Origin of the sequence: Thalassovita sp. (assembly GCF_963691685.1) — a bacterium.
In the GTDB taxonomy this organism is placed as follows: Bacteria; Pseudomonadota; Alphaproteobacteria; order Rhodobacterales; family Rhodobacteraceae; genus Thalassobius.
In genome coordinates, this window is the sequence record NZ_OY829290.1 from 491,225 (window position 1) to 511,600 (window position 20,376).

The following is a 20,376-nucleotide window of genomic DNA, read 5'->3' on the forward strand; positions in this document are numbered from 1 at the left end:
AGAGGGAAGGCCGCGATGCTGCAACTGACATTCACCGGTGCTGAGGTCTTGCGCCCCGACGGGCTAAGCACCAGCGTGCTAAGCCTGTCTGACGGGCAGATCGTCGAAGGGCAGGTGGGCCGCGTCATTGATCTTTCGGGCATGCGGGTCTTGCCGGGTATCGTCGACATGCATGGCGACGGGTTTGAACGTCATCTGGCCCCCCGCCGTGGCGCGATGAAGGATCTGGGCCAAGGTCTGGCCAGCGCCGAGGCAGAGCTGGCGGCCAATGGCATCACCACCGCGGTTCTGGCGCAATTCTGGTCCTGGGAGGGCGGGATGCGCGGCCGCGATTTTGCCCTGCGGTTTCTGAACGCCCTCAAAGGTTATCAAGGCACAGGCACCGATCTGCAGGTCCAGCTGCGGTTCGAATATGCCATGCTGGAAGACTACGCCGCCTTTGAGGCGACGGTGGCCGAATACGCGGTGCCCTATGTCGTCTTCAACGATCACCTGCCGCATAAGGCACTGGAAAGAGGTAAGAAACCACCTCGGCTGACCGGTCAGGCCCTGAAGGGCGGCCGCAGCCCTGAGGCGCATCTGCAGCTGATGCAGGGGCTGCATGCTGCCATGCCGCAGGCAGAGGACGCAGTGGCAGATCTGGCAAAGCGTCTGTCGGCGCGCGGGGTGATTCTGGGCAGCCATGACGATGCAACGGCGGAAGGTCGCGCCACATGGCAGACCCGTGGTGTTTCTGTCAGTGAGTTTCCTGAAACCCGCGTGGCGGCTGAGGCGGCTGAGGGCGGGATCGTTCTGGGCGCCCCCAATGTGGTGCGAGGCGGCAGCCATTCCGGCAATGTCAGCGCCGCGGACCTGATCGCGGACGGCCTTGGCGATGCTTTGGCGTCGGATTACCACTACCCGGCACCGCGACAGGCCGCTTTGATCTTGGCGGAGGAGGTCGGGCTGCAACGTGCTTGGGCGCTGGTGTCCTCTGGCCCCGCGGCGCTGCTGGGGCTGCAGGATCGCGGTGAGCTGACCCCCGGAAAACGTGCGGATCTGGTGATTTTGGATGCGGCTGGCCGGATCGGCGCGACCCTTGCGGGCGGGCGGATCACCTACCTCAGCGGTGCGGTGGCTGAGTGTTTCATGCGTTGATGTTTCGCTCGGCTGATAGGTCGGGCTGCGCCTGCCTGCCCCCTTGTCAGGCGCATTCGCGCCCACCCAGGTAGGCGCAGCCCTTATTTTACAACAGCGTTATCCTTTAGCCGCAACTTGTACGCGGTTCACATGGCCCATCTTACGGCCCGGTTTGGCGTCGGCCTTGCCATAAAGATGCAGCGCGGCGTTGGTTTCCAGCGCGATGTCCCCAACCCGCTCCATATCGTCGCCGATCAGGTTTTCCATCACCACATCGCTGTGACGTTTGCCATCACCCAGCGGCCAGCCAGCAACGGCACGGATGTGCTGTTCGAACTGATCCACGGCGCAGCCATTCTGCGTCCAATGGCCCGAATTGTGAACGCGCGGTGCGATTTCATTCACGATCAGCCCTTCAGGCGTCACAAACAGCTCCACCCCCATGGTGCCGACATAATCCAGCGCGTTCAGGATATTGGCGGTCATCAAAACCGCATCCATCCGCTGGCCAGCGCTTAGACGGGCCGGCACGGTGGTGGTGTGCAGGATGCCGTCGCGGTGGACGTTTTCACCGGGATCGAAACAGGCCACCTGACCATCCGCGCTGCGGGTGCCGATGACTGAAACCTCATGGCTGAAGTTTACGAAGCCTTCCAAAACCGCAGGGGCGCCCGCCATATCGGCCAGCGCCTGGGTGGCATCCTCCGCCGATTTCAGGCGCGACTGGCCCTTACCGTCATAGCCAAACCGCCGGGTTTTCAGGATCGAGGGCGCACCGATTTCGGCAACGGCCTTTTCCATGTCCTCGGCGTTTTCCACGTTTGCAAAGGGCGCGGTTTTCAGGCCCAGTTCTGCCAGATAGGTCTTTTCCGTCAGGCGGTCCTGGCTGACCCGCAGGGCTTCGCGGCCTGGCCGGATCGGGCGCAGGCTTTCCAGCACATCCAGGGCCGAGGTTGGGATGTTTTCAAACTCATAGGTGATCACATCCACAGTGGCGGCAAAGGCGCGCAGGGCATCGTGATCTTCATAGCTGGCCGTGGTCAGCTGATGCGCCACATCCGCCGCGGGCGGGTTGGCACTGGGTTCAAAAATATGGGTGCGCAGCCCCAGACGGGAGGCTGCCACTGACAGCATCCGCCCCAGCTGACCACCGCCCAGAATGCCGATCACGGCGCCGGTTTTCAGCATCTCACTCATCGACAGGTTCATCCGGGATGGAGGCTGAAAGCGCATCACGCCAGGCATCCAGCCGGGCCGCAATCTCAGCGTCGTTGTTGGCAAGAATCCCCGCCGCCATCAGGCCGGCGTTTTTCGCACCCGCTGCCCCGATGGCCATGGTGGCAACCGGAAAGCCGCGCGGCATCTGCAGGATCGAATAGAGGCTATCAACCCCCGAAAGCGCCTTGGTCTGGACCGGCACACCGATCACCGGCACGCGGGTCTTACTGGCCATCATGCCCGGCAGATGCGCCGCGCCGCCTGCGCCTGCGATGATCACATGCAGCCCGCGGTCCACCGCGGTCTTGCCGTAATCCCACAGCCGATCCGGCGTACGATGGGCCGAGACGATCTTGGCCTCATATGGAATGTTGAGTTCGTCGAGAATATCAGCGGCTTCTTTCATCGTGGGCCAGTCAGATTGGCTGCCCATGATGATGCCGACTTGGATCTGTGTCATTTAGCGTCCCCAGATGAAGGAGCGCGCACTATAGCCAGCCTTGCGGATTACGCAATGATATCCGGGGTCAAACGATCCTCGATAATCGCGATAATGTCTTTTAGCCGCAGCTTTTTCTTTTTCAGACGCTGAATGGTCAGCTGATCGGCCGTTCCAACCTCAATCAGGGCCTTGATGGCGGCATCCAGATCGCGGTGTTCTTCGCGAAACACCTCAAGTTCCACGCGCAGCACGTCATCGGTTTTCATCGAGATGTCGGCGGTAATATTCATGGCCGTGATTCCGTTTCGCTGGCTACTGCAACAGGATACTTCAATCAGCCGCCGCCGCAAAGACCTTGCGCACGGGCCAACGGGTGCCCATATTTCAATGAGGGCCGCCGAAATGGGGCCTGATTCAGTCAGTTACGTCACCTGCCGTCGTGCAGGCCGGGCTGATTGCACAGTCGCTTGATCGTAAGGACGTGTCGATGACAAAGCTTACCCTGGGATCGCATCCCTACCTGCTGGGGTTTGACCAGCTGGAACGCCTTCTGGAACGCAATGCCAAATCCGGCAACGAAGGCTATCCGCCGTTTAACATCGAACAGACTTCGCAGAATTCGTACCGCATCACGCTGGCGGTCGCGGGGTTTGGTGAGGATGATCTGGCGATCACCGTTGAGGACCAGCAATTGGTCATCCGGGGCCGCCAGTCCGACGACAGCGAAGGCCGGGTGTTCCTGCACCGTGGCATCGCGGCACGCCAGTTCCAGCGCTCCTTTGTGCTGGCCGATGGCGTCGAAGTGGGCGAGGCTGTGATGGAAAACGGGCTGCTACACGTAGATCTGTCGCGCATCCAGCCCGAGACTGTGGTGCAAACGATTAACATCAAGAAAGGGTAAACATATGGATACGAAAGTTGCGATGCAGGGGTTCGACCTGACTGCGAAAAAGCAGATCGTCTATGTCCGCCCGGTACGGGTGAAGGATCTGCCACAAGAGGTGCGCGATCAGGCCGGCGGCCGTGAGGTGCTCTATGAGGTGGCGCGCCCGGATGGTGAACAGCTGGCGCTGACCGGGGACCGGGATACGGCCTATTTCCTGGCGCGTGAAAACGATCTGGATCCGGTGACGCTGCACTAAGGCCGGTTTCACCAATTTCAAAGAACATGCAGGGGCGCTTGGGCGCCCCTTTTTCATGCGCTTATCTATGGCGGTGGTTAATGTTCACTGCTGCAGTGATCGTGGCTGGCCAGGGAGGCCAGAACATAACATTTGGCCGAGGTGCCATCGCCTGAACAGCCCTCAGAAATGCGGGCCAGTTCCCCCTCCAGCCGTTTCAATCGCTCGATCTTGGCGCGGACATCCACCAGCTGCTCGGCCGCAATGGCATTGGCCTCGGCACAAGAGCGATCCGGGTGATCCTGCAGTTCAATCAGGGACTGGATCGCTTCGATTGAAAACCCCAGATCGCGGGCGTGTTTGATGAAGCCCAGCCGCTCCAACTCACTATGGCCATAGCGGCGCTGGTTGCCTTCGGTGCGGGCCGGGGCATCGATCAGCCCCATCTGTTCATAGTAGCGGATGGTGGGAACTTTGACCCCGGTTTCACGGGACAACGCGCCGATGGAAAACATGTGAGAAACCTCTTGAACCTCTAGCTGCTAGAGAAATTACAGATAGGCTAGAGACGAAATCAAGGAGAGAATCATGGCAGGTTGCTGTGGGCAAAATGCGCAATTCGACGGGGTGTCGAAGGATTACAAACGCCGGCTCTGGCTGGTGATTGCGCTGAACGCCATCATGTTCGCGGTGGAGATGACGGCAGGCCATATGGCCAAGTCGCAGGCGCTGCAGGCCGATGCGCTGGATTTCTTCAGCGATGCGCTGACCTACGGCGTGTCGTTGGCGGTGATCGGTGCCTCAATCAAGGTGCGGACCCTGGCGGCAATGGGCAAGGGTATCAGCCTGCTGCTGATGGGCGTCTGGGTCTTTGGCTCGACCATCTACCGGGTGATGTACCTTGGCGTGCCCGAGGCTGAGATCATGGGCGTTGTCGGCTTTATGGCTTTGGCAACCAACCTGATTTCGGTGGCCCTTCTGGTGAAATACAAAGACGGTGATGCCAATGTGCGGTCGGTCTGGCTGTGTTCGCGCAATGACGCCATCGGCAATGTGGCGGTGATGTTTGCAGCCTTGGGGGTCTGGGGCTCGGGCACCGGTTGGCCGGATGTGATCGTGGCGGGCATCATGGCCACGCTGTTCCTCTCCTCGGCCTTCCAGATCATCAAGCAGGCCCTGGCGGAACGGCGCGCGGTAGTAGATCACGCGCAATCCCACGCCTAAAGAAAAGCCCCGCTTTCGTCGCGGGGCTTTCGTTAACTGGCGGGTGGGGGCAGGGTGCGCCCCACCTCAAAACTGCGCGCCAACAAGGCCTTGCGCCGCGGCTCAGATCCGGTGGATCCGCACAGCAGCTCCATCTTCCGCGGGCTGAGGCCAAAGTAACCAAAGGTGCCTTTGATCCAGGCGGTTTCCAGCGCGGCGCCATAACCTTCCTGTTCAATCTCATCTGACCGCGCACCGGCCGGGATCAGCAAAACCCCGCTCCGGGGCCGTTGCAGCGATTTTTCCGGGTCATCCAGCTGGTCATAGGCCCAACCCCAGCGCCAGACCCGATCCACCCAACCTTTGGTCATCGCCGGCATCCCCCACCAGAACAGCGGAAACACTAGACAGACCGCATCAGCCCGCGCGATGCGCTCTTGCTCAGCACTCACATCCGAGAGGTCAGCGCCCGGCGCATCCGGGTCAATGTCAGATTGGGACCATAGCGGATTGAAGCCTTCGGCGTTGAGGTCCGCCAGCTCAGTTGTATGCCCCGCCGCCTCGGTGCCTGCCATAAAGGACTGCGCCACAGCATGGCTGAAGGAGTTGAGATTCGGGTGATCCAGAACGGTGAGAACGTGCATCTTTGGCCTGTGTGTTTATGGGATGATGCAGGCTCTCTAGGACCTCAAGGGTGGTTTAGATCAAGGAAAATTTCGCCTGCCGCAAAGAAAAAGCCCCGCCAGTTGGCAGGGCTTCCTCTGTCATATGTCCCGGTGCTTAGGCCCAGGCGCCCGAGATCAGGCCCATGGATTCCAGCTTCAGCAGAACCTGATGAGCGCAGTTGTCGACCTCGACGTTTTCGGTCTCAACCGACAGTTCGGGGTTCGCGGGCACGTCATAGGGATCCGAGATACCGGTGAACTCTTTGATCTTGCCTTCACGCGCCAGCTTGTAGAGGCCCTTGCGGTCGCGGCGTTCACATTCCTCGATCGAAGTGGCGACGTGGATTTCCACAAAGGCACCATATTGCTCGATCTCTTCACGCACATGACGGCGGGTGGCCGCGTAGGGGGCGATCGGGGCACAGATGGCGATACCGCCGTTCTTGGTGATTTCCGAGGCCACATAGCCGATGCGTTTGATGTTGAGGTCGCGGTGCTCCTTGGAGAAGCCCAGCTCGCTCGACAGGTTCTTCCGCACGATGTCCCCGTCCAGCAGGGTCACGGGGCGGCCGCCCATCTCCATCAGCTTGACCATCAACGCGTTGGCGATGGTGGATTTGCCGGAACCCGAGAAACCGGTGAAGAACACGGTGAAACCCTGTTTGGAACGCGGCGGTTTGGTGCGGCGCAACTCACGCACCACCTCAGGGAAGGAGAACCACTCGGGGATTTCCAGACCTTCAGCCAGACGGCGGCGCAGCTCGGTGCCCGAGATGTTCAGGATGGTGACGTCATCCTTATCTTCGATCTCATCGGCGGGTTCGTATTGGGCGCGCTCCTGCACGTAGACCATGTGTTTGAAGTCGACCATTTCGATGCCGATTTCATCCTGATACTCGCGGAACAGATCCTGCGCGTCATAAGGACCGTAGAAGTCTTCACCGGCCGAGTTCTTGCCGGGGCCAGCGTGGTCGCGGCCAACGATGAAGTGGGTGCAGCCGTGGTTGGCGCGGATCAGACCGTGCCAAACCGCTTCACGCGGGCCCGCCATCCGCATCGCCAGGTTCAGCAGCGACATCGAGGTGGTGGCCTGCGGGTACTTGTCCAGCACCGCCTCATAGCAGCGCACGCGGGTGAAGTGGTCCACGTCACCGGGTTTGGTCATGCCGACAACAGGGTGGATCAGCAGGTTGGCCTGCGCTTCACGTGCCGCGCGGAAGGTCAGTTCCTGGTGTGCGCGGTGCAGCGGGTTGCGGGTCTGGAAGGCGACAACCTTGCGCCAGCCCATCTTGCGGAAATAGGCGCGCAATTCGTTCGGGGTGTCGCGGCGGGCGCGGAAATCATAGTGAACCGGCTGTTGAATGCCGGTTACCGGGCCGCCCAGATAGACCTTGCCGGCCTGATTGTGCAGGTAGTTCACCGCCGGGTGGGCATCGTCATCAGCACCAAAAACCTTCTCGGCCTCACGTGCTTTGTTCGGCACCCAGTTGTCGGTGACGGTCATGGTGGCCAGGATCACACCTTCCTGATCGCGCAGGGCGATGTCCTGACCGTCTTCCAGCTTGCTGGCAAACTCTTCGGACACATCCAGGTTGATCGGCATCGGCCACAGCGACCCGTCGGCCAGGCGCATGTTCTCAACCACACCGTTGTAGTCTTCCTCGCTTAGGAAGCCCTTCAGCGGGTTGAAGCCACCGTTCATCAGCAGTTCCAGATCGCAGATCTGGCGCGGGGTCAGATCCCAGCTGACCAGATCAGCTGCTTCGGTCTTCATTTTCTGGGCCGACTCATAAGAGACATAAAGCTCAGGGATGGGAGCCAGATTGTTTTGCATGATTTGCATCCTACTCTTGAAGGGAACCAACCCGCTGGTTGTTCCGGTAAGTTCTGCGTGCAGAGCTTCATACTCTGCAAATTTTCGTTTCAGGAATTGATCGGTGAGCCGGTTCTTCTCGGCCGCGCCGCGCGCCGTGATGGCATAGGCATAACGTTGGCGCTTGTCGGGGCCATCGCGGGCTGAAATGTCGATCAGCCCCTTTTCGGCCGTTTTGCGCAATAGCGTGTTCAATCGTCCCAGCGAAATGCCCAGGGCCTCGGCCGTGGCGCGCTGGGTTGCGTCAGGCGCAGTGTCCAGCTGGCGCAGCAGACGGAAGCGCATGTCTTCCTCAGCGGCTAAGATATTGGATTTTGGGGCGGTCATACCGGGACTCTTTGCGACTCTTACTGCGACTCAATGTTTGTTCACGCGTGAACACATTGCACAGAATGCAGTTTTCACAAAGGAATTTTTTGCAGTTGCAGCATTTGAAGGGAAAGTAAGACAGGTTTCCCACGCCACCTTGCTGGCGTGGGATGTGGTTCTGTTAGATCAGTTTTCCGCAAAACCCCAGCCGTCCGGGGCAAAGCCATTTTCAAGCGCAGCCTTGGTGGCCAGCTCTTCAGCGGTCCAGATGGCGGCGGCGCTGATCAGGTGATCGGCCATAGTGGCGATCAGGGTGTCGGGCTCATCTTCGGCGCCGGTGATCCATTGGGTTTCAAACCCCAGATCCGCCAGCGCCTGGGCGGCGGGGCGCCAATCAGCATCCGCATCGACGGGGACAAAGAACAGGTCCAGATCTGCCTCGGTGGGCAATGGACCCTCGGCCTGCAGATCGGAAAAGGCCGAGAATGTCTCGGCCTTTTGGCTGTCAAAATCATGCGCCACGGCGCTTACTCCTGCTCAGCCAGGAAACGCTCAGCATCCAGCGCGGCCATACAGCCCATGCCAGCCGAGGTCACAGCCTGACGGTATTTGTGATCGGTCAGATCGCCCGCGGCAAAGATACCCGGGATCGAGGTTTCGGTGGTGCCGGGGGTCACTTTGACATAGCCGCCGTTGTGCAGTTCCAGCACATCCTTCACCAGCTCATTGGCAGGGGCGTGGCCGATGGCGATAAACACACCTTTGGCCGGGATCTCAGAGATCTCACCAGTTTTGGTGTGTTTCACCTTCACACCGGTGACGCCCTTGGGGTTGTCTTCGCCCACAACCTCTTCCAGCTCATGGAACCAGAGGGTTTCGATCTTCTCATTCTTGAACAGACGGTCCTGCAGGATCTTCTCCGCGCGCAGCTCATCGCGGCGGTGGATCAAGGTCACCTTGGAGGCAAAGTTCGTCAGGAACAGCGCCTCTTCCACAGCGGTGTTGCCGCCGCCGACTACAACGATCTCCTGACCGCGGTAAAAGAACCCGTCACAGGTGGCACAGGCCGACACGCCGAAGCCTTTGTAGGATTCTTCACTGTCCAGCCCCAGCCATTTGGCGCGCGCACCGGTGGCCAGAATGACGGCATCGGCGGTGTAGATGGTGCCGCTGTCACCCTTGGCGGTGAAGGGGCGTTTGCTGGTGTCGAGCTCGGTGATGATATCGCCGATCACCTCAGTGCCCATGGCGCGGGCGTGCTCTTCCATCTTCATCATCAGCTCAGGGCCCTGAACCTCGACGAAGGAGGGGTAGTTTTCCACCTCGGTTGTGGTGGTCAACTGACCACCGGGCTCAATACCCTGAACTAGGATCGGCGACAGCATGGCGCGGGCCGCGTAAACGCCGGCGGTGTAGCCTGCCGGGCCAGAGCCGACGATCAGAACCTTGGTGTGACGTGTTTCGGCCATTTCGGGGCCCTCTCATTCCAGAAAATTCAGTCACAAACGCATATAGACAAGGCGGTGAGGTCAGAAAAGGCCCAGCTCTTCAAAAGCGCGTTTAGGTGCAAATTCCAAACATCTGGAAAGCTGTCCTTGGGTCAACGAAATAATGTTGCGCGTGATTTGCGTGGTGGTATAAGAAACCGATCAAAGGAGAGTGTGTTATGCCCTCATCGCGGCTGGATCCCATCGATCGTAAAATCCTCGCTGAATTGCAAGCTGACGGCCGCATGACAAATGTCGAGCTGGCCAAACGTGTGGGCATCTCAGCGCCGCCCTGTCTGCGCCGTGTGCGCACTCTGGAAGAGGCGGGGTATATCAAGGGCTATCACGCTGAGGTTGATTCGCGGGAGCTGGGCTTTGAGGTTCAGGTCTACGCGATGGTCGGCCTGCAGAGCCAAGCCGAAAGCGATCTGAGTGAGTTTGAAACCCGCTGTCGTGACTGGCCGCTGGTCCGCGAATGCAACATGCTCAACGGTGAGGTGGATTTCATCTTGAAATGCGTCGCGCCGGATCTCAGCACGTTTCAGGCCTTCCTGACCGGTGATCTGCTGAAGGCGCCGAATGTGGCTTCAGTCAAAACCTCACTGGTGATCCGCAGCGCCAAAGATGAACCGGGCGTACCCTTTGAGGTGCTGGAGGAACGGCTCAGCCGGATGGCCTGAGCCTAAAACCACCCGTTAGGCCCAATTCAGTTCTGCATCCCGCACCCGCGTGCTGCCGCCGACCAGTGGGGCGCCAAAATCTTCGGGCCGTTTGATATGCGGGAAGAAGGACATGAATAGCTGTTTCATGTTCGGCCCCAAGAGGCGCACCTTTTCCATCTGCGGATGATAGCTGGCCAATTGCACGCCGTTGGCAATCAGGCTGGACTGCTGCGGCAGCAACAGATGAAACACCTGCACGGATGACGGCGGCGCGGTGCGAAACACCGTGTTGCCATCCTCCAGATCCGCGATTGGTGTGAGCTGCTGCGCCGGGCCGCTCAGGCCGCCGGCGCCAGGGCGCACAACCTGCGCTGCCGGGCCAAGCATCAGATCACTTTCAGGGCGGGCAAACCCAAACGACCCCTGCATCACCCGCGCCAGCTGCTGGCTTTCGGGATGATCGGTAGGGGTATTGGGCACAATGTTCATGGATCCCCGCCACAACAGCGGCTGGGCGCCAAATTCCACCGTTTCCAACATCATCCCGGGATAGAGATCCTCCACCGGGCAGGCGCCCTGACTTGTCTTGAAGACCGTTCCGCGGGCAAAGGCGGAAAACGCTGCCTCAAACAGCGGCATCGCAGGCGCAACCAATGTGTGGGTGGTGGTCTGGGTCAGGCATTCATAGCGGCGCATCAGCGGACGTTTCGTCAGGGTCCGCCCGCTGGAAGTTTGCGGGGCAGGGCGGCGATGCGGCTTGGCCGTCAGGGCGGTGGGCAGGATGGAATTCAAAACAATACTCTTTCTTCGAAGCGCCCATCGGGGGCGGGCGCGTTTACAACAGGCGGGCGGCGCAAAAATCGCGACCCTGAATTGTAAGAGAACCGCCCCTTTCGGGGCGGCCCTTCACTCACACAACATCCTCACTGGTTAAGAATGCAGGTAAACTCGGGTGGGCCACCGTTAGGCGGCACGTTTGATCGGAGCTTTGGATGGTTTGACCGCCAGCTTGCGGGCGGCCCAGGGCATCGCCGGCAGATCAGTTTTCGAGGTTTCGATCACAGATTTCATCCAGCGTTTCTGACGTTTCATCACTTGGCTCCTGCTCACTCTAGTCTCAATCTCTGGCACTTGCTGTGCCGGTTGGTTGAGATCAATATGAGGGTCCATTTGGGCCAAGATACGGCGCCTGGCTGGGCAAATAAGGCAATTTGGTGAAATGTGAAGGCGCGGGTGTAAATCCGCGTAAAGCGCTGCATTTAAACACTAAATTCCAACATTCAGCGACCCGCTACCACCAAGACGGTCGCAATTGTGCCGCTTTGTTGCGTCGAAATCGCGCTACAGTCGAATGCAGGAGATCAAGCGCCCGTAGTCGGCCTGCCCTTCATGGGTGCTCAGACGGTAGGAATAGAACCTGTCAGGGTCGGAATAGGTGCAATGCCGGCTCCATTCTGCTTGGCCAATGCCCGCCGTCCGCAGCTTGTGCAGGCCAAAGGCGGGCAAGTCGAACTGATATCGGTCACCTGCGCCTTGGGCAAAGAACCGGCTGTTTGTGGCGTCTTCGGCCATGAAATCATCCAGCAGTTCCGGCCCCACTTCATAGGCGCGCTGGCTGATGCAGGGGCCGATCACCGCGTGGATGCGATCGCGCTTTGCGCCCAGCTCTTCCATTGCAGCGATCGTATTGTCCAAAACGCCTGCCACCGCACCGCGCCAGCCCGCATGGGCGGCACCAATCACGCCTGCCGTGTGGTCGGCAAACAGCACGGGCTGACAATCGGCGGTCAGGATACCCAGCGCCAGACCCGGGGTCTTGGTCACAATCGCGTCGGCTTTGGGCCTGTCGGTCAACGGCGCGTCCACCACTGCAACCTCGGCCGAATGGACTTGATGCACTGTCACCAGACCCTGCAGCGCCACCTCCATCGCATCGGCAACGCGGCTGCGGTTGATTTCGACAATTTCTGCCTGATCGCTGGAGCCCTGACCACAGTTCAGCCCTTCAAAAATGCCCGAAGAGGCGCCGCCTTTGCGGGTGAAGAAGCCGTGGCGCACAGGCGCCAGCAGGTCAGAGGTCAGGATTTCCAAAGTCATGCGTCAAGTCCGGGCGGCGGGGGTTGGGGTGCGGGGTAAAGGCCGATCACCTTGAAGAGCGTCCCCATTTCCTCGGGGTGCGTCAAGCGGCGATGTGCGGCAATCAGATCGTCCAGCGCGGCACCGGTGGCGCGTGTGGCCAGGGCCTGTGCGCGCTGCGTGATGCCCAGTCGTTCCAGGAAAACACCCTGTGATGTCATAAGGCTATGGGCGCTGGGGCTGGCCAGTGCCAGCTGTTCGAAATCCACATGGGCGGTCAGATCCGCCTCACCGGGGCCGGCCAGCGGGTTCACTTTTTGGTGCGATTTCACCGCTTGCAGCGTGTCGCCGGTGCTGTGCCAGTCGCCGTAGTCAAAGATCAGCGCCGCACCGCCGTGTTCATTGATGCGTCGCCCAATCTCCGCCGCCAGTGGCGAGGCGGCGGGGCAGACCTCCACCAGATCGCCGGTCTCCGTCTCGGCCAAACGGTGGTCCAGCGCGGCAACCGGGGCAATCCCGCCAAGGGCAAACCCCAGTTCGCCGTCCTGAGTGATCACCCGTTTTTCGCGCCAACCCTCGCCGTCGCGAATAAACTGACGGATCGGCAGGGCATCAAAAAACTCGTTTGCCACCAGCCACATCGGCGCCTCGGGCAGATCCGCCAATGTGTCATGCCATGTCACCTCATGGCCTTGCAGCGCGTCGCGCTGGCGGTCGCGCAACACCGGCGAGGCCTCAACCAGATGCACCGACAGGGCGGCGTGAAAGCCCGGTACGGCGCGGGTGGCCCGCAGGATATCAGCCATCAGCGTGCCGCGTCCCGGGCCAGCTTCGGCCAGAATGATGCGGGATGGGGCGCCTTGATCCAGCCAGCTTTGCGCCAGCGACAGGCCGACCAATTCGCCAAACATCTGGCTGATTTCCGGTGCGGTGGTGAAGTCGCCCGCGGCCCCAAGCGGATCGCGGGTGGTGTAGTAGCCCAAGGTCGGATGCAGCAGGCATTCGGCCATGTAATCGGCCACGGTCAGGGGGCCGGTGTCATTGATGCGTTCCAGCAGGTGGCCCAGCATGGCGCTCATGCAGGGGCCCCTTGGCGCGGTTGGCGGCGCGCCCAGAAGAAGATCGCAAGACCAATCAGCAGCATAGGAAGTGACAAAATTTGTCCCATTGTCACCCCTGCTTGCCCCAGCTGGATGACATAGCCCATCGGATTGTCGAGGGTGATGAATTGATCGTCGGCCTGACGGAAGAACTCGACAATAAACCGCGACAGCCCGTAACCGGCAACAAAAAGGCCCATCAACTGGCCGGGTACTTTCAACCCGCCGCGGCGGAAGGCCAGTACCAATAGCAACGTGCCAAGGATCAGCCCCTCAAGCGCCGCCTCATAAAGCTGCGAGGGATGGCGCGCGCAAAGTCCGATCACCCCTTCGCAGGTCTGTGCGGAGGGGCCGGGAAAGGCCACGCCCCAGGGCACATCGGTTGGGCGGCCCCAAAGTTCACCGTTGATGAAATTCGCAACCCGCCCCAGCAGCAGGCCGGTCGGCACGGCCAGCGCCAGACTGTCACCAAGGCTCAACCGGTTGACGCCCTGCCGTCCGGCCCAGATCCAGGCAGCCACAACCACCCCAAGGAACCCGCCGTGGAAAGCCATGCCGCCCTCCCAGACCATCAGGATCTCACTGGGATTGCTGAGGTAATAGGCGGGTTTGTAAAACAGCACATAGCCTAGTCGGCCGCCCAGAATGACGCCAAGGATGATCCAGGTCAGCAGATCCTCCACCTGTTCTTTGCTCATCGGCGCCGTGTCACCGGGCCAGAGCTGCGGGCGTGATACCGCCATGACGATCAGCCGCCAGCCAATCAGGATGCCCCCGATATAGGCCAGCGCATACCAGCGCAGCGCAAAGGTGATGCCAAAGAGCGAGATCGAGAAGATCTCGGGCGAAATATCGGGAAAGGGGATCATAGCCTGCATATGCGTCTCTGTGCCTCTGGCTTTGGGGTGAAGTCAACCTTGTGACTTTTGTCGTTCCACCCCATATAGGGATCAAATTGCAACGCTGGAGAGCCTCATGCAGACCCGCAACAAGTTTCTCGATGATATGTCGCAGCTGATGACCAACGCCATGGGCGTGGCACAGGGCGCCAAAGACGAAGCGGAAAACGCGATGAAAAGCGTGATGGACCGCTGGTTGGCCGATCGTGACTTTGTCACCCGCGAAGAGTTCGACGCCGTGCGCGCGATGGCCCAGAAGGCCCGCGAAGAAAATGAAGCGCTGAAAGCGCGCCTTGATGCGCTGGAAGCGGATAAGTGATCGGTTCGGTCCCACAGTAGCTGGGGCCATCTGACCACGTCATCGGCGCAAATCAGCCTAAGATTTTGGCAGGCGGCCCCGGATGCGGGGGCGCCTTTCTTTTTGGGGCGGAGCTGTATTTTGCCTAGAGATACCCACAGCTTTTCGCGTCTCGATTTATTTCATCCACAAGTTATTGAGGTTATCCCCAAAGATAGGGGTTTACAGGATTCAGCGCCGCAGGCACCATATCTTGTAAGGTCTGGGGGAAATTCACCGACCGTTAGAGCAGGCAACAAACCATAGAGGCGCTGCCAAGCCTCCCAGGGAAACACCTGAAAATGGGTTGCCGAGGCAAGAGCATGAGGTGGCAAGATGGCTTTGACTGAAGAGTATATGGCGGGTGATCTGCATCCGATCGATCTGGTCGAATATATCGCTGAACATCACAAATGGGATTTTGACCGTATCGCCGAAGACCAGATCGCCATGGCGGTCGAAGGTCAGTGGCGGACTTATACGCTGACATTGGCCTGGTCCGAACACGAAGAGGCGCTGCGGCTGATCTGCACCTTTGAGCTGGAACCGCCCAAGGATCGGCTGCCGGCGGTGTATGAGATGCTCAACACCGTGAATGACCAATGCTGGAGCGGCAGCTTCACCTTCTGGGAAAAGCAGAACCTGATGGTGTTCCGCTACGGTCTGCTGCTGGCTGGCGGTCAGGACGCCTGTGCGGAACAGGTGGATATGATGATCGGTGCGGCTGTGGCCAACGCTGAACGCTACTATCCGGCGCTGCAACTGGTGATCTGGGGCGACCGTTCGCCGAAAGAGGCGATCCAAGTCGCCATTGCAGAGGCTTACGGACGCGCGTAACACTCCGCCCCAAAGGGTTTAAGATACCGGGAGGGGCAATCATGGACATGCAACATGTGGCCAGCAAAGGGCTGGTGCTACTGGGCTGCGGCAAGATGGGATCGGCCATGCTGGAGGGCTGGCTGAACGACGGTCTGCCTGCGGGTTCGGTCTATGTGCTGGATCCCTATCCGTCCGACTGGCTGAAGGGCACGGGCGTTCACATCAACACCGACCTGCCTGCCGACCCGGCGATTGTGCTGGTGGCGGTGAAACCGCAGATGATGGGTGAAGCCCTGCCGGTGCTGGCGGCGATGGGCAATGGTGAGACGATGTTTGTCTCGGTCGCGGCGGGCACCCCAATCGCGCAGTTTGAGGCCGTGCTGGGTGGGCAAACCCCGATTGTGCGGGCGATGCCCAACACCCCGGCCGCCATTGGCCGTGGCATCACCGCCATTATCGGCAACACCCATGTCAGCGCCGCTGCGCTGGATCTGGCTGAGGCGCTGTTGCAGGCGGTGGGGCAGGTGGTGCGTCTGGAGACCGAAGATCAGATTGATGCGGTGACCGGCGTCTCTGGCTCGGGACCCGCTTATGTTTTCCACCTGATTGAGACGCTGGCCAAGGCCGGCGAAGCACAGGGTCTGTCGCCGGAACTGTCGATGCAGCTGGCCAAGGCCACTGTTGGCGGCGCGGGTGCATTGGCTGAGGCCGCGGCAGAGGATCCGGCGCAGTTGCGGGTGAATGTGACCAGCCCCAATGGCACCACCCAGGCCGCGCTGGAGGTGCTGATGGATGACCAGTCAGGCTTCCCCTCTTTGTTGAACAAGGCCGTGGATGCGGCCGTCAAACGCTCAAAGGAGCTGGCCCGTGGCTGATGAGTTGAGTTTTGATGATTTCCTGAAGGTGGACATCCGCGCCGGTAAGGTGGTGCGTGCTGAACCCTATCCGGAGGCGCGCAAACCGGCGATCAAGATGTGGATCGATTTCGGCCCCGAACTGGGGGAGAAGAAGACCTCGGCCCAGGTGACGGCGCATTACACGCCCGAGGCGCTGATCGGCAAACAGGTCATGGCTGTGGTGAACTTCCCGCCGCGCCAGATCGGTCGCTTCATGTCTGAGGTGCTGGTGCTGGGTGTATCGGACGCAGAGGGCGGCATTGTGCTCTTGTCGCCGGACCAAGAGGTTCCTTTGGGCGGGAGGATGCACTGATGGCGCGGTCCGGAACCCCACGGGTGTTGATTTCACGCCCCTTGCCCGACGCGGTTGCGCAACGGGCTGAGGCGCTGTTTGACGTGGAATGGCGCGACAGCAACCTGCCGATGAGTGAGGCCGAAATGCGCTCCGCGCTGGCGCTCTATGATGGGATGATGCCGACGCTGGGCGATAAATTCTCGGATAAGATCTTTGCCGAATTTGGTCGCCCGCGCTGCCGGATTCTGGCGAATTTTGGGGTCGGCTATAACCACATTGATGTTGAGGCCGCGCGCGGCCATGGCGTAACCGTGACCAACACCCCCGGTGCGGTGACCGATGCCACCGCCGATACTGCGATGACGCTGTTGCTGATGAGCGCGCGTCGGGCGGGTGAAGGCGAGCGGCTGGTGCGGTCCGGGCAATGGCAGGGTTGGCATCCGACGCAGATGCTGGGGCTGCATGTTTCGGGTAAGACGGTTGGCATCGTCGGCATGGGCCGGATCGGTCAGGCCATCGCGCGGCGGTGTCACTTTGGTTTTGGCATGAAGGTGCTTTACGCCAATCGCTCGGCCAAGGAGATGGATTTTGACGCCGAACAAGTGTCTATGCTGGATCTGGCAGCGCGCGCCGATGTGTTTGTGGTTGCTGTGCCCGGCAGTGCCGAGACTTACCACCTGATCGATGACACCTTCTTTGCCGCGATGCAAAGCCATGCCCATTTCATCAACATCGCCCGTGGCGATGTGGTGAAAGAGGCCGCGCTTATCGCTGCGCTCGAACAGGGGCAGATCGGTGGCGCGGGTCTGGACGTCTATGAGTTTGAGCCCGAGGTGCCCGAAGCCCTGCGCCAGATGGACAATGTCACGCTGCTGCCGCATCTGGGTACGGCGGCGCTGGATGTGCGCACGGATATGGGGATGCTGGTGCTCGACAACCTCGAAGCCTTCTTCAAGGGTGAGACACCGCCAAACGCGCTTTGACCTTTGGCAACCGAGGAATCGGTGGATTTGCTGCCGATTTCGCTGACACTGCCCTAGCGGTAACTCTTGACCATTTGGTCCCCCTCGGGTGATCTGGTAGCCAGATTTTCCGGGGGTTCCCATGTATACGCCAGCCATCACCGGGAGCGGGGTCTTCACCCCCTCCAATGTCATCACCAACGACGAGCTTGTTGAGAGCTTCAACGCCTATGTTGATCTCTACAACGCAGAGAACGCCGAGGCGATTGCCGCCGGTGAGGTTGAGGCGAAGGAACACTCCTCGGCCGAGTTCATCTTCAAGGCCTCCGGTATTGAGCAGCGCTATGTGCTGGACAAGGAAGGTGTGCTGGATCCGAAACGGATGTATCCGCATTTCCGCCAGCGCTCGGATGATGAACCCGGTATCATGACCGAGATTGCACTGGACGCCTGCCAGAAAGCGCTGGCCGCCGCTGGGCGCAGCGGTGAAGAGGTTGATCTGGTGATCTGTGCCGCCTCCAACATGGAGCGAGCCTACCCCGCCGTGGCGATTGAGATCCAGCAAGCGCTGGGCGCGGGTGGTTTTGGTTTTGACATGAACGTGGCCTGTTCTTCGGCCACCTTCGGCATTCAGGCGGCGGCGGATATGGTGCGCTCGGGCTCGATCCGCTGCGCGATTGTGGTGAACCCTGAAATTACTTCGGGCCATTTGGAATGGCGCGACCGTGATTGCCACTTCATCTTTGGGGATGTGGCCACGGCCGTGGTGATTGAACGGGCTGAGGATGCCAAGGGCGACCATTTCATCGTCCATTCGACCCGCTGCGCCACGCAGTTTTCCAACAATATCCGCAACAACAACGGCTTCCTGCGCCGCACCCGCCCCGATGGCGTGGCGGACCGCCGGGACATGCAGTTCATGCAGAACGGCCGTAAGGTGTTCAAAGAGGTGGTGCCGATGGTGTCGGCCCATATTCTGGCGCATATGGAGGAAGAGGGCCGATCTTCGGATCAGCTGTCGCGGATGTGGCTGCATCAGGCCAATAAGGGCATGAATGATTTCATCGGCAAGAAGGTCCTGGGCCGGGTGCCGGAAAAAGGCGAGCAGCCCAACATTCTACAGGACTACGCCAATACCTCTTCCGCCGGGTCGATCATTGCGTTCTCGAAATACTCCGACGATATGGCCAAAGGCGATATCGGGCTGATCTGCTCCTTCGGGGCGGGCTATTCGGTCGGTTCGGTGATTGTTGAGAAGGCGTGAAGGGTAAAGGCCAATCTCGCTACGTAAAAGGTACCAGAAGCCAAATCTCTGATTTGGCAGCGCCCGAACCGCCCCCAACGGGGCGGGCGCTTCGCTTCTCCCCTCGGTCCGGGCGCTTCGCTTCTCCCCTCGGTCCGGGCGCGTCAGGTCTGATTGGCTTACTGCGCCCACCTAGGGTCAGGCGCAGCACTCGATCTGCGTGGCATTAGCCCGCCACCGGTTCACCCGACATCGCGGTGCGCCAATGTTTGCGGCAGAGGCTGACATAGGTCTCATTGCCGCCGATCTGCACCTGCGCCCCTTCTTTGAGCGCGATCCGGTCCGGGCCCATCCGCACTACCATCGTTGCCTTCTTGCCGCAGTGACAGATGGTGCGCACTTCGCGCATCTCATCGGCCAGCGCCAGCAATGCAGCGGAGCCGGGGAACAGCTCCCCGCGGAAATCCACCCTCAGCCCGTAGCACATCACCGGCACCTTCAGGTCGTCGACGACACGGGCCAGCTGCCAGACCTGCTCTTTCTCCAGAAACTGCGCCTCATCGATGAAGATACAGGCAACCCCACCCTCGGCCAGCCGCGCCGCCACCTTGGCAAAGAGGTCTTCGCCCGGTGCAAAGGTGTCGGCGTCATCGCCAATACCGATGCGGCTGGCAATGCGGCCTTCGCCGGCGCGATTGTCAAACTGCGCGGTCATCAGATAGGTCTGCATGCCGCGTTCACGGTAGTTGTAGGACGCCTGCAACAGGACCGTCGATTTACCGGCGTTCATGGTGGAGAAATTGAAATAGAGCTTGGCCATGCCCGCATCTATCGCCGCCCGGGGCGACAGTTTCAAGACTGATCCTGCCGGGTTTTGAGCCATGCAGCAGATGGCGGCAATAACGTGGCACGACAGACCCACATCACACAGGAGATTGGGGACATGGGTCTGTCCGATCAGGGGGAAGGCGGGGGCCTTCCGGGGATGTCCCTGATCGTGCCTTGTGTCACTCATCAACGCCCAACCCGGACGGGAGGAGGCGCTGCACTCATAAATTAAGGGCTGTTCCGAGGGGTTGCCCGCGCGGCCACAAGGGGTGCCGCGTGGATTTATAAATGACAAAAACATGACATCGCGCTAATGGGAAAGGTAGGGGTGATTTCCCCATTGGGGACAGACAAGGGTAAAGTATGACTGTGGTTTCCGGCTATTTGAAGAAACACACTGAGGCGCTGGTGAAGGACGTTGGCATCGAAGCCGCCTGTCAGTTGACCGGCAAATCCAAAGCAACGCTGGGCCGCTATTACTCGGATCATGCGGAACATGCTGACCGGTTCATGCCGGTGGATGCGGTGGCCGCATTGGAAGAGGCGGCGTCGTTCCCGCATGTGACCTCGGCCCTGGCGGATCTGAAGGGGATCACGCTGTCGCTGAACGAAGAGCGGCGCAATTCAGAAGGTTCAGGCGGTATTAATGCGGATGTGATTACACTCAGCCAGCGCTTTGCTATGCTGATGGCTGAATATAACCAATCCATCGAAGACGGTGTGATCAGCATCAATGAAGCCAAACGCATGCTGCGCGAAACTTTGGCGCTGCAGCAGGTGCTGATTGAGATGAAGCTGCATTTGGAAGAAGAGAGCGTATAG

The 20,376-nt window shown here is 60.1% G+C and carries 26 protein-coding genes; 12 read left to right on the forward strand and 14 right to left on the reverse strand.

Annotated elements, in window-relative coordinates; all coding sequences use genetic code 11:
• The first annotated feature begins 15 nt into the window (after positions 1-15).
• Positions 16-1,137 (forward strand): alpha-D-ribose 1-methylphosphonate 5-triphosphate diphosphatase, encoded by a 1,122-nt coding sequence (locus tag ACORLH_RS02315; RefSeq protein ID WP_321831000.1) that lies wholly within the window; start codon positions 16-18, stop codon positions 1,135-1,137.
• Positions 1,138-1,236: 99 nt separating this feature from the next.
• On the opposite strand, the gene ACORLH_RS02320 is transcribed toward ACORLH_RS02315, so the two are convergent.
• Genes ACORLH_RS02320 through ACORLH_RS02330 form a run of 3 tightly spaced genes read right to left on the reverse strand, consistent with a single transcriptional unit; the run spans position 1,237 to position 3,069 of the window.
• On the reverse strand, positions 1,237-2,316 hold the full coding sequence (locus ACORLH_RS02320; protein WP_321832759.1) for a 5-(carboxyamino)imidazole ribonucleotide synthase: 1,080 nt from the start codon (positions 2,314-2,316) through the stop codon (positions 1,237-1,239).
• A complete protein-coding gene (gene purE / locus ACORLH_RS02325) occupies positions 2,309-2,797 on the reverse strand; it encodes a 5-(carboxyamino)imidazole ribonucleotide mutase (protein WP_058243404.1) in 489 nt (162 codons plus the stop codon). Before purE ends, ACORLH_RS02320 begins: the two co-directional genes overlap by 8 nt.
• 47 nt (positions 2,798-2,844) lie before the next feature.
• The gene (locus tag ACORLH_RS02330) at positions 2,845-3,069 is read right to left on the reverse strand and encodes a YdcH family protein (protein WP_058243403.1); all 225 of its coding nucleotides are present in this window, start codon (positions 3,067-3,069) and stop codon (positions 2,845-2,847) included.
• A 197-nt stretch (positions 3,070-3,266) separates the two neighbouring features.
• Here ACORLH_RS02330 and ACORLH_RS02335 point away from each other — a divergent pair, with 197 nt between their 5' ends.
• Together ACORLH_RS02335 and ACORLH_RS02340 are read left to right on the forward strand one after the other, a co-directional pair.
• Positions 3,267-3,680: an Hsp20 family protein gene (locus ACORLH_RS02335; RefSeq protein ID WP_058243402.1), complete on the forward strand. Its 414-nt coding sequence runs from the start codon at positions 3,267-3,269 to the stop codon at positions 3,678-3,680.
• A gap of 4 nt (positions 3,681-3,684) precedes the next feature.
• A complete protein-coding gene (locus ACORLH_RS02340; protein ID WP_321831001.1) occupies positions 3,685-3,921 on the forward strand; it encodes a DUF1150 family protein in 237 nt (78 codons plus the stop codon).
• A 77-nt stretch (positions 3,922-3,998) separates the two neighbouring features.
• Here the strand turns inward: ACORLH_RS02340 and ACORLH_RS02345 are convergent, their stop codons facing one another.
• Positions 3,999-4,415, reverse strand: a complete 417-nt coding sequence (locus tag ACORLH_RS02345) for a MerR family transcriptional regulator (RefSeq protein WP_058243400.1) — start codon at positions 4,413-4,415, stop codon at positions 3,999-4,001.
• 73 nt (positions 4,416-4,488) lie between these two features.
• Here ACORLH_RS02345 and ACORLH_RS02350 point away from each other — a divergent pair, with 73 nt between their 5' ends.
• Positions 4,489-5,124 (forward strand): cation transporter, encoded by a 636-nt coding sequence (locus ACORLH_RS02350; protein ID WP_321831002.1) that lies wholly within the window; start codon positions 4,489-4,491, stop codon positions 5,122-5,124.
• Positions 5,125-5,156: 32 nt separating this feature from the next.
• Here ACORLH_RS02350 and ACORLH_RS02355 read toward each other — a convergent pair whose 3' ends face one another.
• The 4 genes from ACORLH_RS02355 to trxB form a co-directional block, all read right to left on the reverse strand.
• Entirely contained in the window at positions 5,157-5,747 is a 591-nt protein-coding gene (locus ACORLH_RS02355) for an NAD(P)H-dependent oxidoreductase (protein ID WP_321831003.1), read from the reverse strand.
• 136 nt (positions 5,748-5,883) lie between these two features.
• The gene (locus ACORLH_RS02360; RefSeq protein WP_321831004.1) at positions 5,884-7,968 is read right to left on the reverse strand and encodes a bifunctional sulfate adenylyltransferase/adenylylsulfate kinase; all 2,085 of its coding nucleotides are present in this window, start codon (positions 7,966-7,968) and stop codon (positions 5,884-5,886) included.
• 168 nt (positions 7,969-8,136) lie between these two features.
• Positions 8,137-8,472, reverse strand: coding sequence for a ribonuclease E inhibitor RraB (locus ACORLH_RS02365; protein ID WP_321831005.1), 336 nt, complete (start codon positions 8,470-8,472; stop codon positions 8,137-8,139).
• A 5-nt stretch (positions 8,473-8,477) separates the two neighbouring features.
• Positions 8,478-9,419 carry a thioredoxin-disulfide reductase gene (trxB, locus tag ACORLH_RS02370; RefSeq protein ID WP_321831006.1) on the reverse strand — a complete coding sequence of 314 codons (942 nt, stop codon included), beginning with the start codon at positions 9,417-9,419 and terminating at the stop codon, positions 8,478-8,480.
• Positions 9,420-9,616: 197 nt separating this feature from the next.
• On the opposite strand from trxB, the gene ACORLH_RS02375 reads away from it, so the two are divergent.
• Complete coding sequence (locus tag ACORLH_RS02375; protein WP_058243394.1) at positions 9,617-10,117, forward strand: Lrp/AsnC family transcriptional regulator; 501 nt, start codon at positions 9,617-9,619, stop codon at positions 10,115-10,117.
• 15 nt (positions 10,118-10,132) lie between these two features.
• On the opposite strand, the gene ACORLH_RS02380 is transcribed toward ACORLH_RS02375, so the two are convergent.
• From ACORLH_RS02380 to lgt, 5 genes are all read right to left on the reverse strand, one after another.
• On the reverse strand, positions 10,133-10,891 hold the full coding sequence (locus ACORLH_RS02380) for a Hint domain-containing protein (protein WP_321831007.1): 759 nt from the start codon (positions 10,889-10,891) through the stop codon (positions 10,133-10,135).
• Between the two features lie 171 nt (positions 10,892-11,062).
• On the reverse strand, positions 11,063-11,191 hold the full coding sequence (locus ACORLH_RS02385; protein ID WP_321831008.1) for a hypothetical protein: 129 nt from the start codon (positions 11,189-11,191) through the stop codon (positions 11,063-11,065).
• A 249-nt stretch (positions 11,192-11,440) separates the two neighbouring features.
• The gene (gene pgeF, locus ACORLH_RS02390; RefSeq protein ID WP_321831009.1) at positions 11,441-12,196 is read right to left on the reverse strand and encodes a peptidoglycan editing factor PgeF; all 756 of its coding nucleotides are present in this window, start codon (positions 12,194-12,196) and stop codon (positions 11,441-11,443) included.
• On the reverse strand, positions 12,193-13,254 hold the full coding sequence (locus ACORLH_RS02395) for a class I SAM-dependent methyltransferase (RefSeq protein WP_321831011.1): 1,062 nt from the start codon (positions 13,252-13,254) through the stop codon (positions 12,193-12,195). Before ACORLH_RS02395 ends, pgeF begins: the two co-directional genes overlap by 4 nt.
• On the reverse strand, positions 13,251-14,153 hold the full coding sequence (gene lgt, locus ACORLH_RS02400) for a prolipoprotein diacylglyceryl transferase (RefSeq protein ID WP_321831013.1): 903 nt from the start codon (positions 14,151-14,153) through the stop codon (positions 13,251-13,253). The genes ACORLH_RS02395 and lgt overlap by 4 nt, the downstream gene beginning before the upstream one ends.
• Positions 14,154-14,250: 97 nt before the next feature.
• On the opposite strand from lgt, the gene ACORLH_RS02405 reads away from it, so the two are divergent.
• From ACORLH_RS02405 to ACORLH_RS02430, 6 genes are all read left to right on the forward strand, one after another.
• Positions 14,251-14,493, forward strand: coding sequence for an accessory factor UbiK family protein (locus ACORLH_RS02405; protein ID WP_058243389.1), 243 nt, complete (start codon positions 14,251-14,253; stop codon positions 14,491-14,493).
• Positions 14,494-14,847: 354 nt separating this feature from the next.
• A complete protein-coding gene (locus ACORLH_RS02410; RefSeq protein WP_058243388.1) occupies positions 14,848-15,348 on the forward strand; it encodes a YbjN domain-containing protein in 501 nt (166 codons plus the stop codon).
• A gap of 41 nt (positions 15,349-15,389) precedes the next feature.
• Positions 15,390-16,205 (forward strand): pyrroline-5-carboxylate reductase, encoded by an 816-nt coding sequence (gene proC / locus ACORLH_RS02415; RefSeq protein ID WP_321831014.1) that lies wholly within the window; start codon positions 15,390-15,392, stop codon positions 16,203-16,205.
• Positions 16,165-16,539, forward strand: coding sequence for a tRNA-binding protein (locus ACORLH_RS02420; RefSeq protein ID WP_058243386.1), 375 nt, complete (start codon positions 16,165-16,167; stop codon positions 16,537-16,539). The genes proC and ACORLH_RS02420 overlap by 41 nt, the downstream gene beginning before the upstream one ends.
• Complete coding sequence (locus ACORLH_RS02425) at positions 16,539-17,504, forward strand: D-glycerate dehydrogenase (protein WP_321831015.1); 966 nt, start codon at positions 16,539-16,541, stop codon at positions 17,502-17,504. The genes ACORLH_RS02420 and ACORLH_RS02425 overlap by 1 nt, the downstream gene beginning before the upstream one ends.
• A gap of 121 nt (positions 17,505-17,625) precedes the next feature.
• Complete coding sequence (locus ACORLH_RS02430) at positions 17,626-18,747, forward strand: beta-ketoacyl-ACP synthase III (protein WP_321831016.1); 1,122 nt, start codon at positions 17,626-17,628, stop codon at positions 18,745-18,747.
• A gap of 205 nt (positions 18,748-18,952) precedes the next feature.
• Here ACORLH_RS02430 and ACORLH_RS02435 read toward each other — a convergent pair whose 3' ends face one another.
• Complete coding sequence (locus tag ACORLH_RS02435) at positions 18,953-19,546, reverse strand: thymidine kinase (RefSeq protein ID WP_321832760.1); 594 nt, start codon at positions 19,544-19,546, stop codon at positions 18,953-18,955.
• Positions 19,547-19,917: 371 nt separating this feature from the next.
• Here ACORLH_RS02435 and ACORLH_RS02440 point away from each other — a divergent pair, with 371 nt between their 5' ends.
• On the forward strand, positions 19,918-20,376 hold the full coding sequence (locus ACORLH_RS02440) for a hypothetical protein (protein WP_321831017.1): 459 nt from the start codon (positions 19,918-19,920) through the stop codon (positions 20,374-20,376).

Bases quoted from the DNA above. Each gene is read 5' to 3' on its own strand.
- ACORLH_RS02315 (WP_321831000.1), top strand. From the start codon at position 16: ATGCTGCAACTGACATTCACCGGTGCTGAGGTCTTGCGCCCCGACGGG.
- ACORLH_RS02320 (WP_321832759.1), bottom strand. From the start codon at position 2,316: ATGAGTGAGATGCTGAAAACCGGCGCCGTGATCGGCATTCTGGGCGGT.
- purE (WP_058243404.1), bottom strand. From the start codon at position 2,797: ATGACACAGATCCAAGTCGGCATCATCATGGGCAGCCAATCTGACTGG.
- ACORLH_RS02330 (WP_058243403.1), bottom strand. From the start codon at position 3,069: ATGAATATTACCGCCGACATCTCGATGAAAACCGATGACGTGCTGCGC.
- ACORLH_RS02335 (WP_058243402.1), top strand. From the start codon at position 3,267: ATGACAAAGCTTACCCTGGGATCGCATCCCTACCTGCTGGGGTTTGAC.
- ACORLH_RS02340 (WP_321831001.1), top strand. From the start codon at position 3,685: ATGGATACGAAAGTTGCGATGCAGGGGTTCGACCTGACTGCGAAAAAG.
- ACORLH_RS02345 (WP_058243400.1), bottom strand. From the start codon at position 4,415: ATGTTTTCCATCGGCGCGTTGTCCCGTGAAACCGGGGTCAAAGTTCCC.
- ACORLH_RS02350 (WP_321831002.1), top strand. From the start codon at position 4,489: ATGGCAGGTTGCTGTGGGCAAAATGCGCAATTCGACGGGGTGTCGAAG.
- ACORLH_RS02355 (WP_321831003.1), bottom strand. From the start codon at position 5,747: ATGCACGTTCTCACCGTTCTGGATCACCCGAATCTCAACTCCTTCAGC.
- ACORLH_RS02360 (WP_321831004.1), bottom strand. From the start codon at position 7,968: ATGACCGCCCCAAAATCCAATATCTTAGCCGCTGAGGAAGACATGCGC.
- trxB (WP_321831006.1), bottom strand. From the start codon at position 9,419: ATGGCCGAAACACGTCACACCAAGGTTCTGATCGTCGGCTCTGGCCCG.
- ACORLH_RS02375 (WP_058243394.1), top strand. From the start codon at position 9,617: ATGCCCTCATCGCGGCTGGATCCCATCGATCGTAAAATCCTCGCTGAA.
- ACORLH_RS02385 (WP_321831008.1), bottom strand. From the start codon at position 11,191: ATGAAACGTCAGAAACGCTGGATGAAATCTGTGATCGAAACCTCGAAA.
- pgeF (WP_321831009.1), bottom strand. From the start codon at position 12,196: ATGACTTTGGAAATCCTGACCTCTGACCTGCTGGCGCCTGTGCGCCAC.
- ACORLH_RS02395 (WP_321831011.1), bottom strand. From the start codon at position 13,254: ATGAGCGCCATGCTGGGCCACCTGCTGGAACGCATCAATGACACCGGC.
- lgt (WP_321831013.1), bottom strand. From the start codon at position 14,153: ATGCAGGCTATGATCCCCTTTCCCGATATTTCGCCCGAGATCTTCTCG.
- ACORLH_RS02405 (WP_058243389.1), top strand. From the start codon at position 14,251: ATGCAGACCCGCAACAAGTTTCTCGATGATATGTCGCAGCTGATGACC.
- ACORLH_RS02410 (WP_058243388.1), top strand. From the start codon at position 14,848: ATGGCTTTGACTGAAGAGTATATGGCGGGTGATCTGCATCCGATCGAT.
- proC (WP_321831014.1), top strand. From the start codon at position 15,390: ATGGACATGCAACATGTGGCCAGCAAAGGGCTGGTGCTACTGGGCTGC.
- ACORLH_RS02420 (WP_058243386.1), top strand. From the start codon at position 16,165: ATGCGGCCGTCAAACGCTCAAAGGAGCTGGCCCGTGGCTGATGAGTTG.
- ACORLH_RS02425 (WP_321831015.1), top strand. From the start codon at position 16,539: ATGGCGCGGTCCGGAACCCCACGGGTGTTGATTTCACGCCCCTTGCCC.
- ACORLH_RS02430 (WP_321831016.1), top strand. From the start codon at position 17,626: ATGTATACGCCAGCCATCACCGGGAGCGGGGTCTTCACCCCCTCCAAT.
- ACORLH_RS02435 (WP_321832760.1), bottom strand. From the start codon at position 19,546: ATGGCCAAGCTCTATTTCAATTTCTCCACCATGAACGCCGGTAAATCG.
- ACORLH_RS02440 (WP_321831017.1), top strand. From the start codon at position 19,918: ATGACTGTGGTTTCCGGCTATTTGAAGAAACACACTGAGGCGCTGGTG.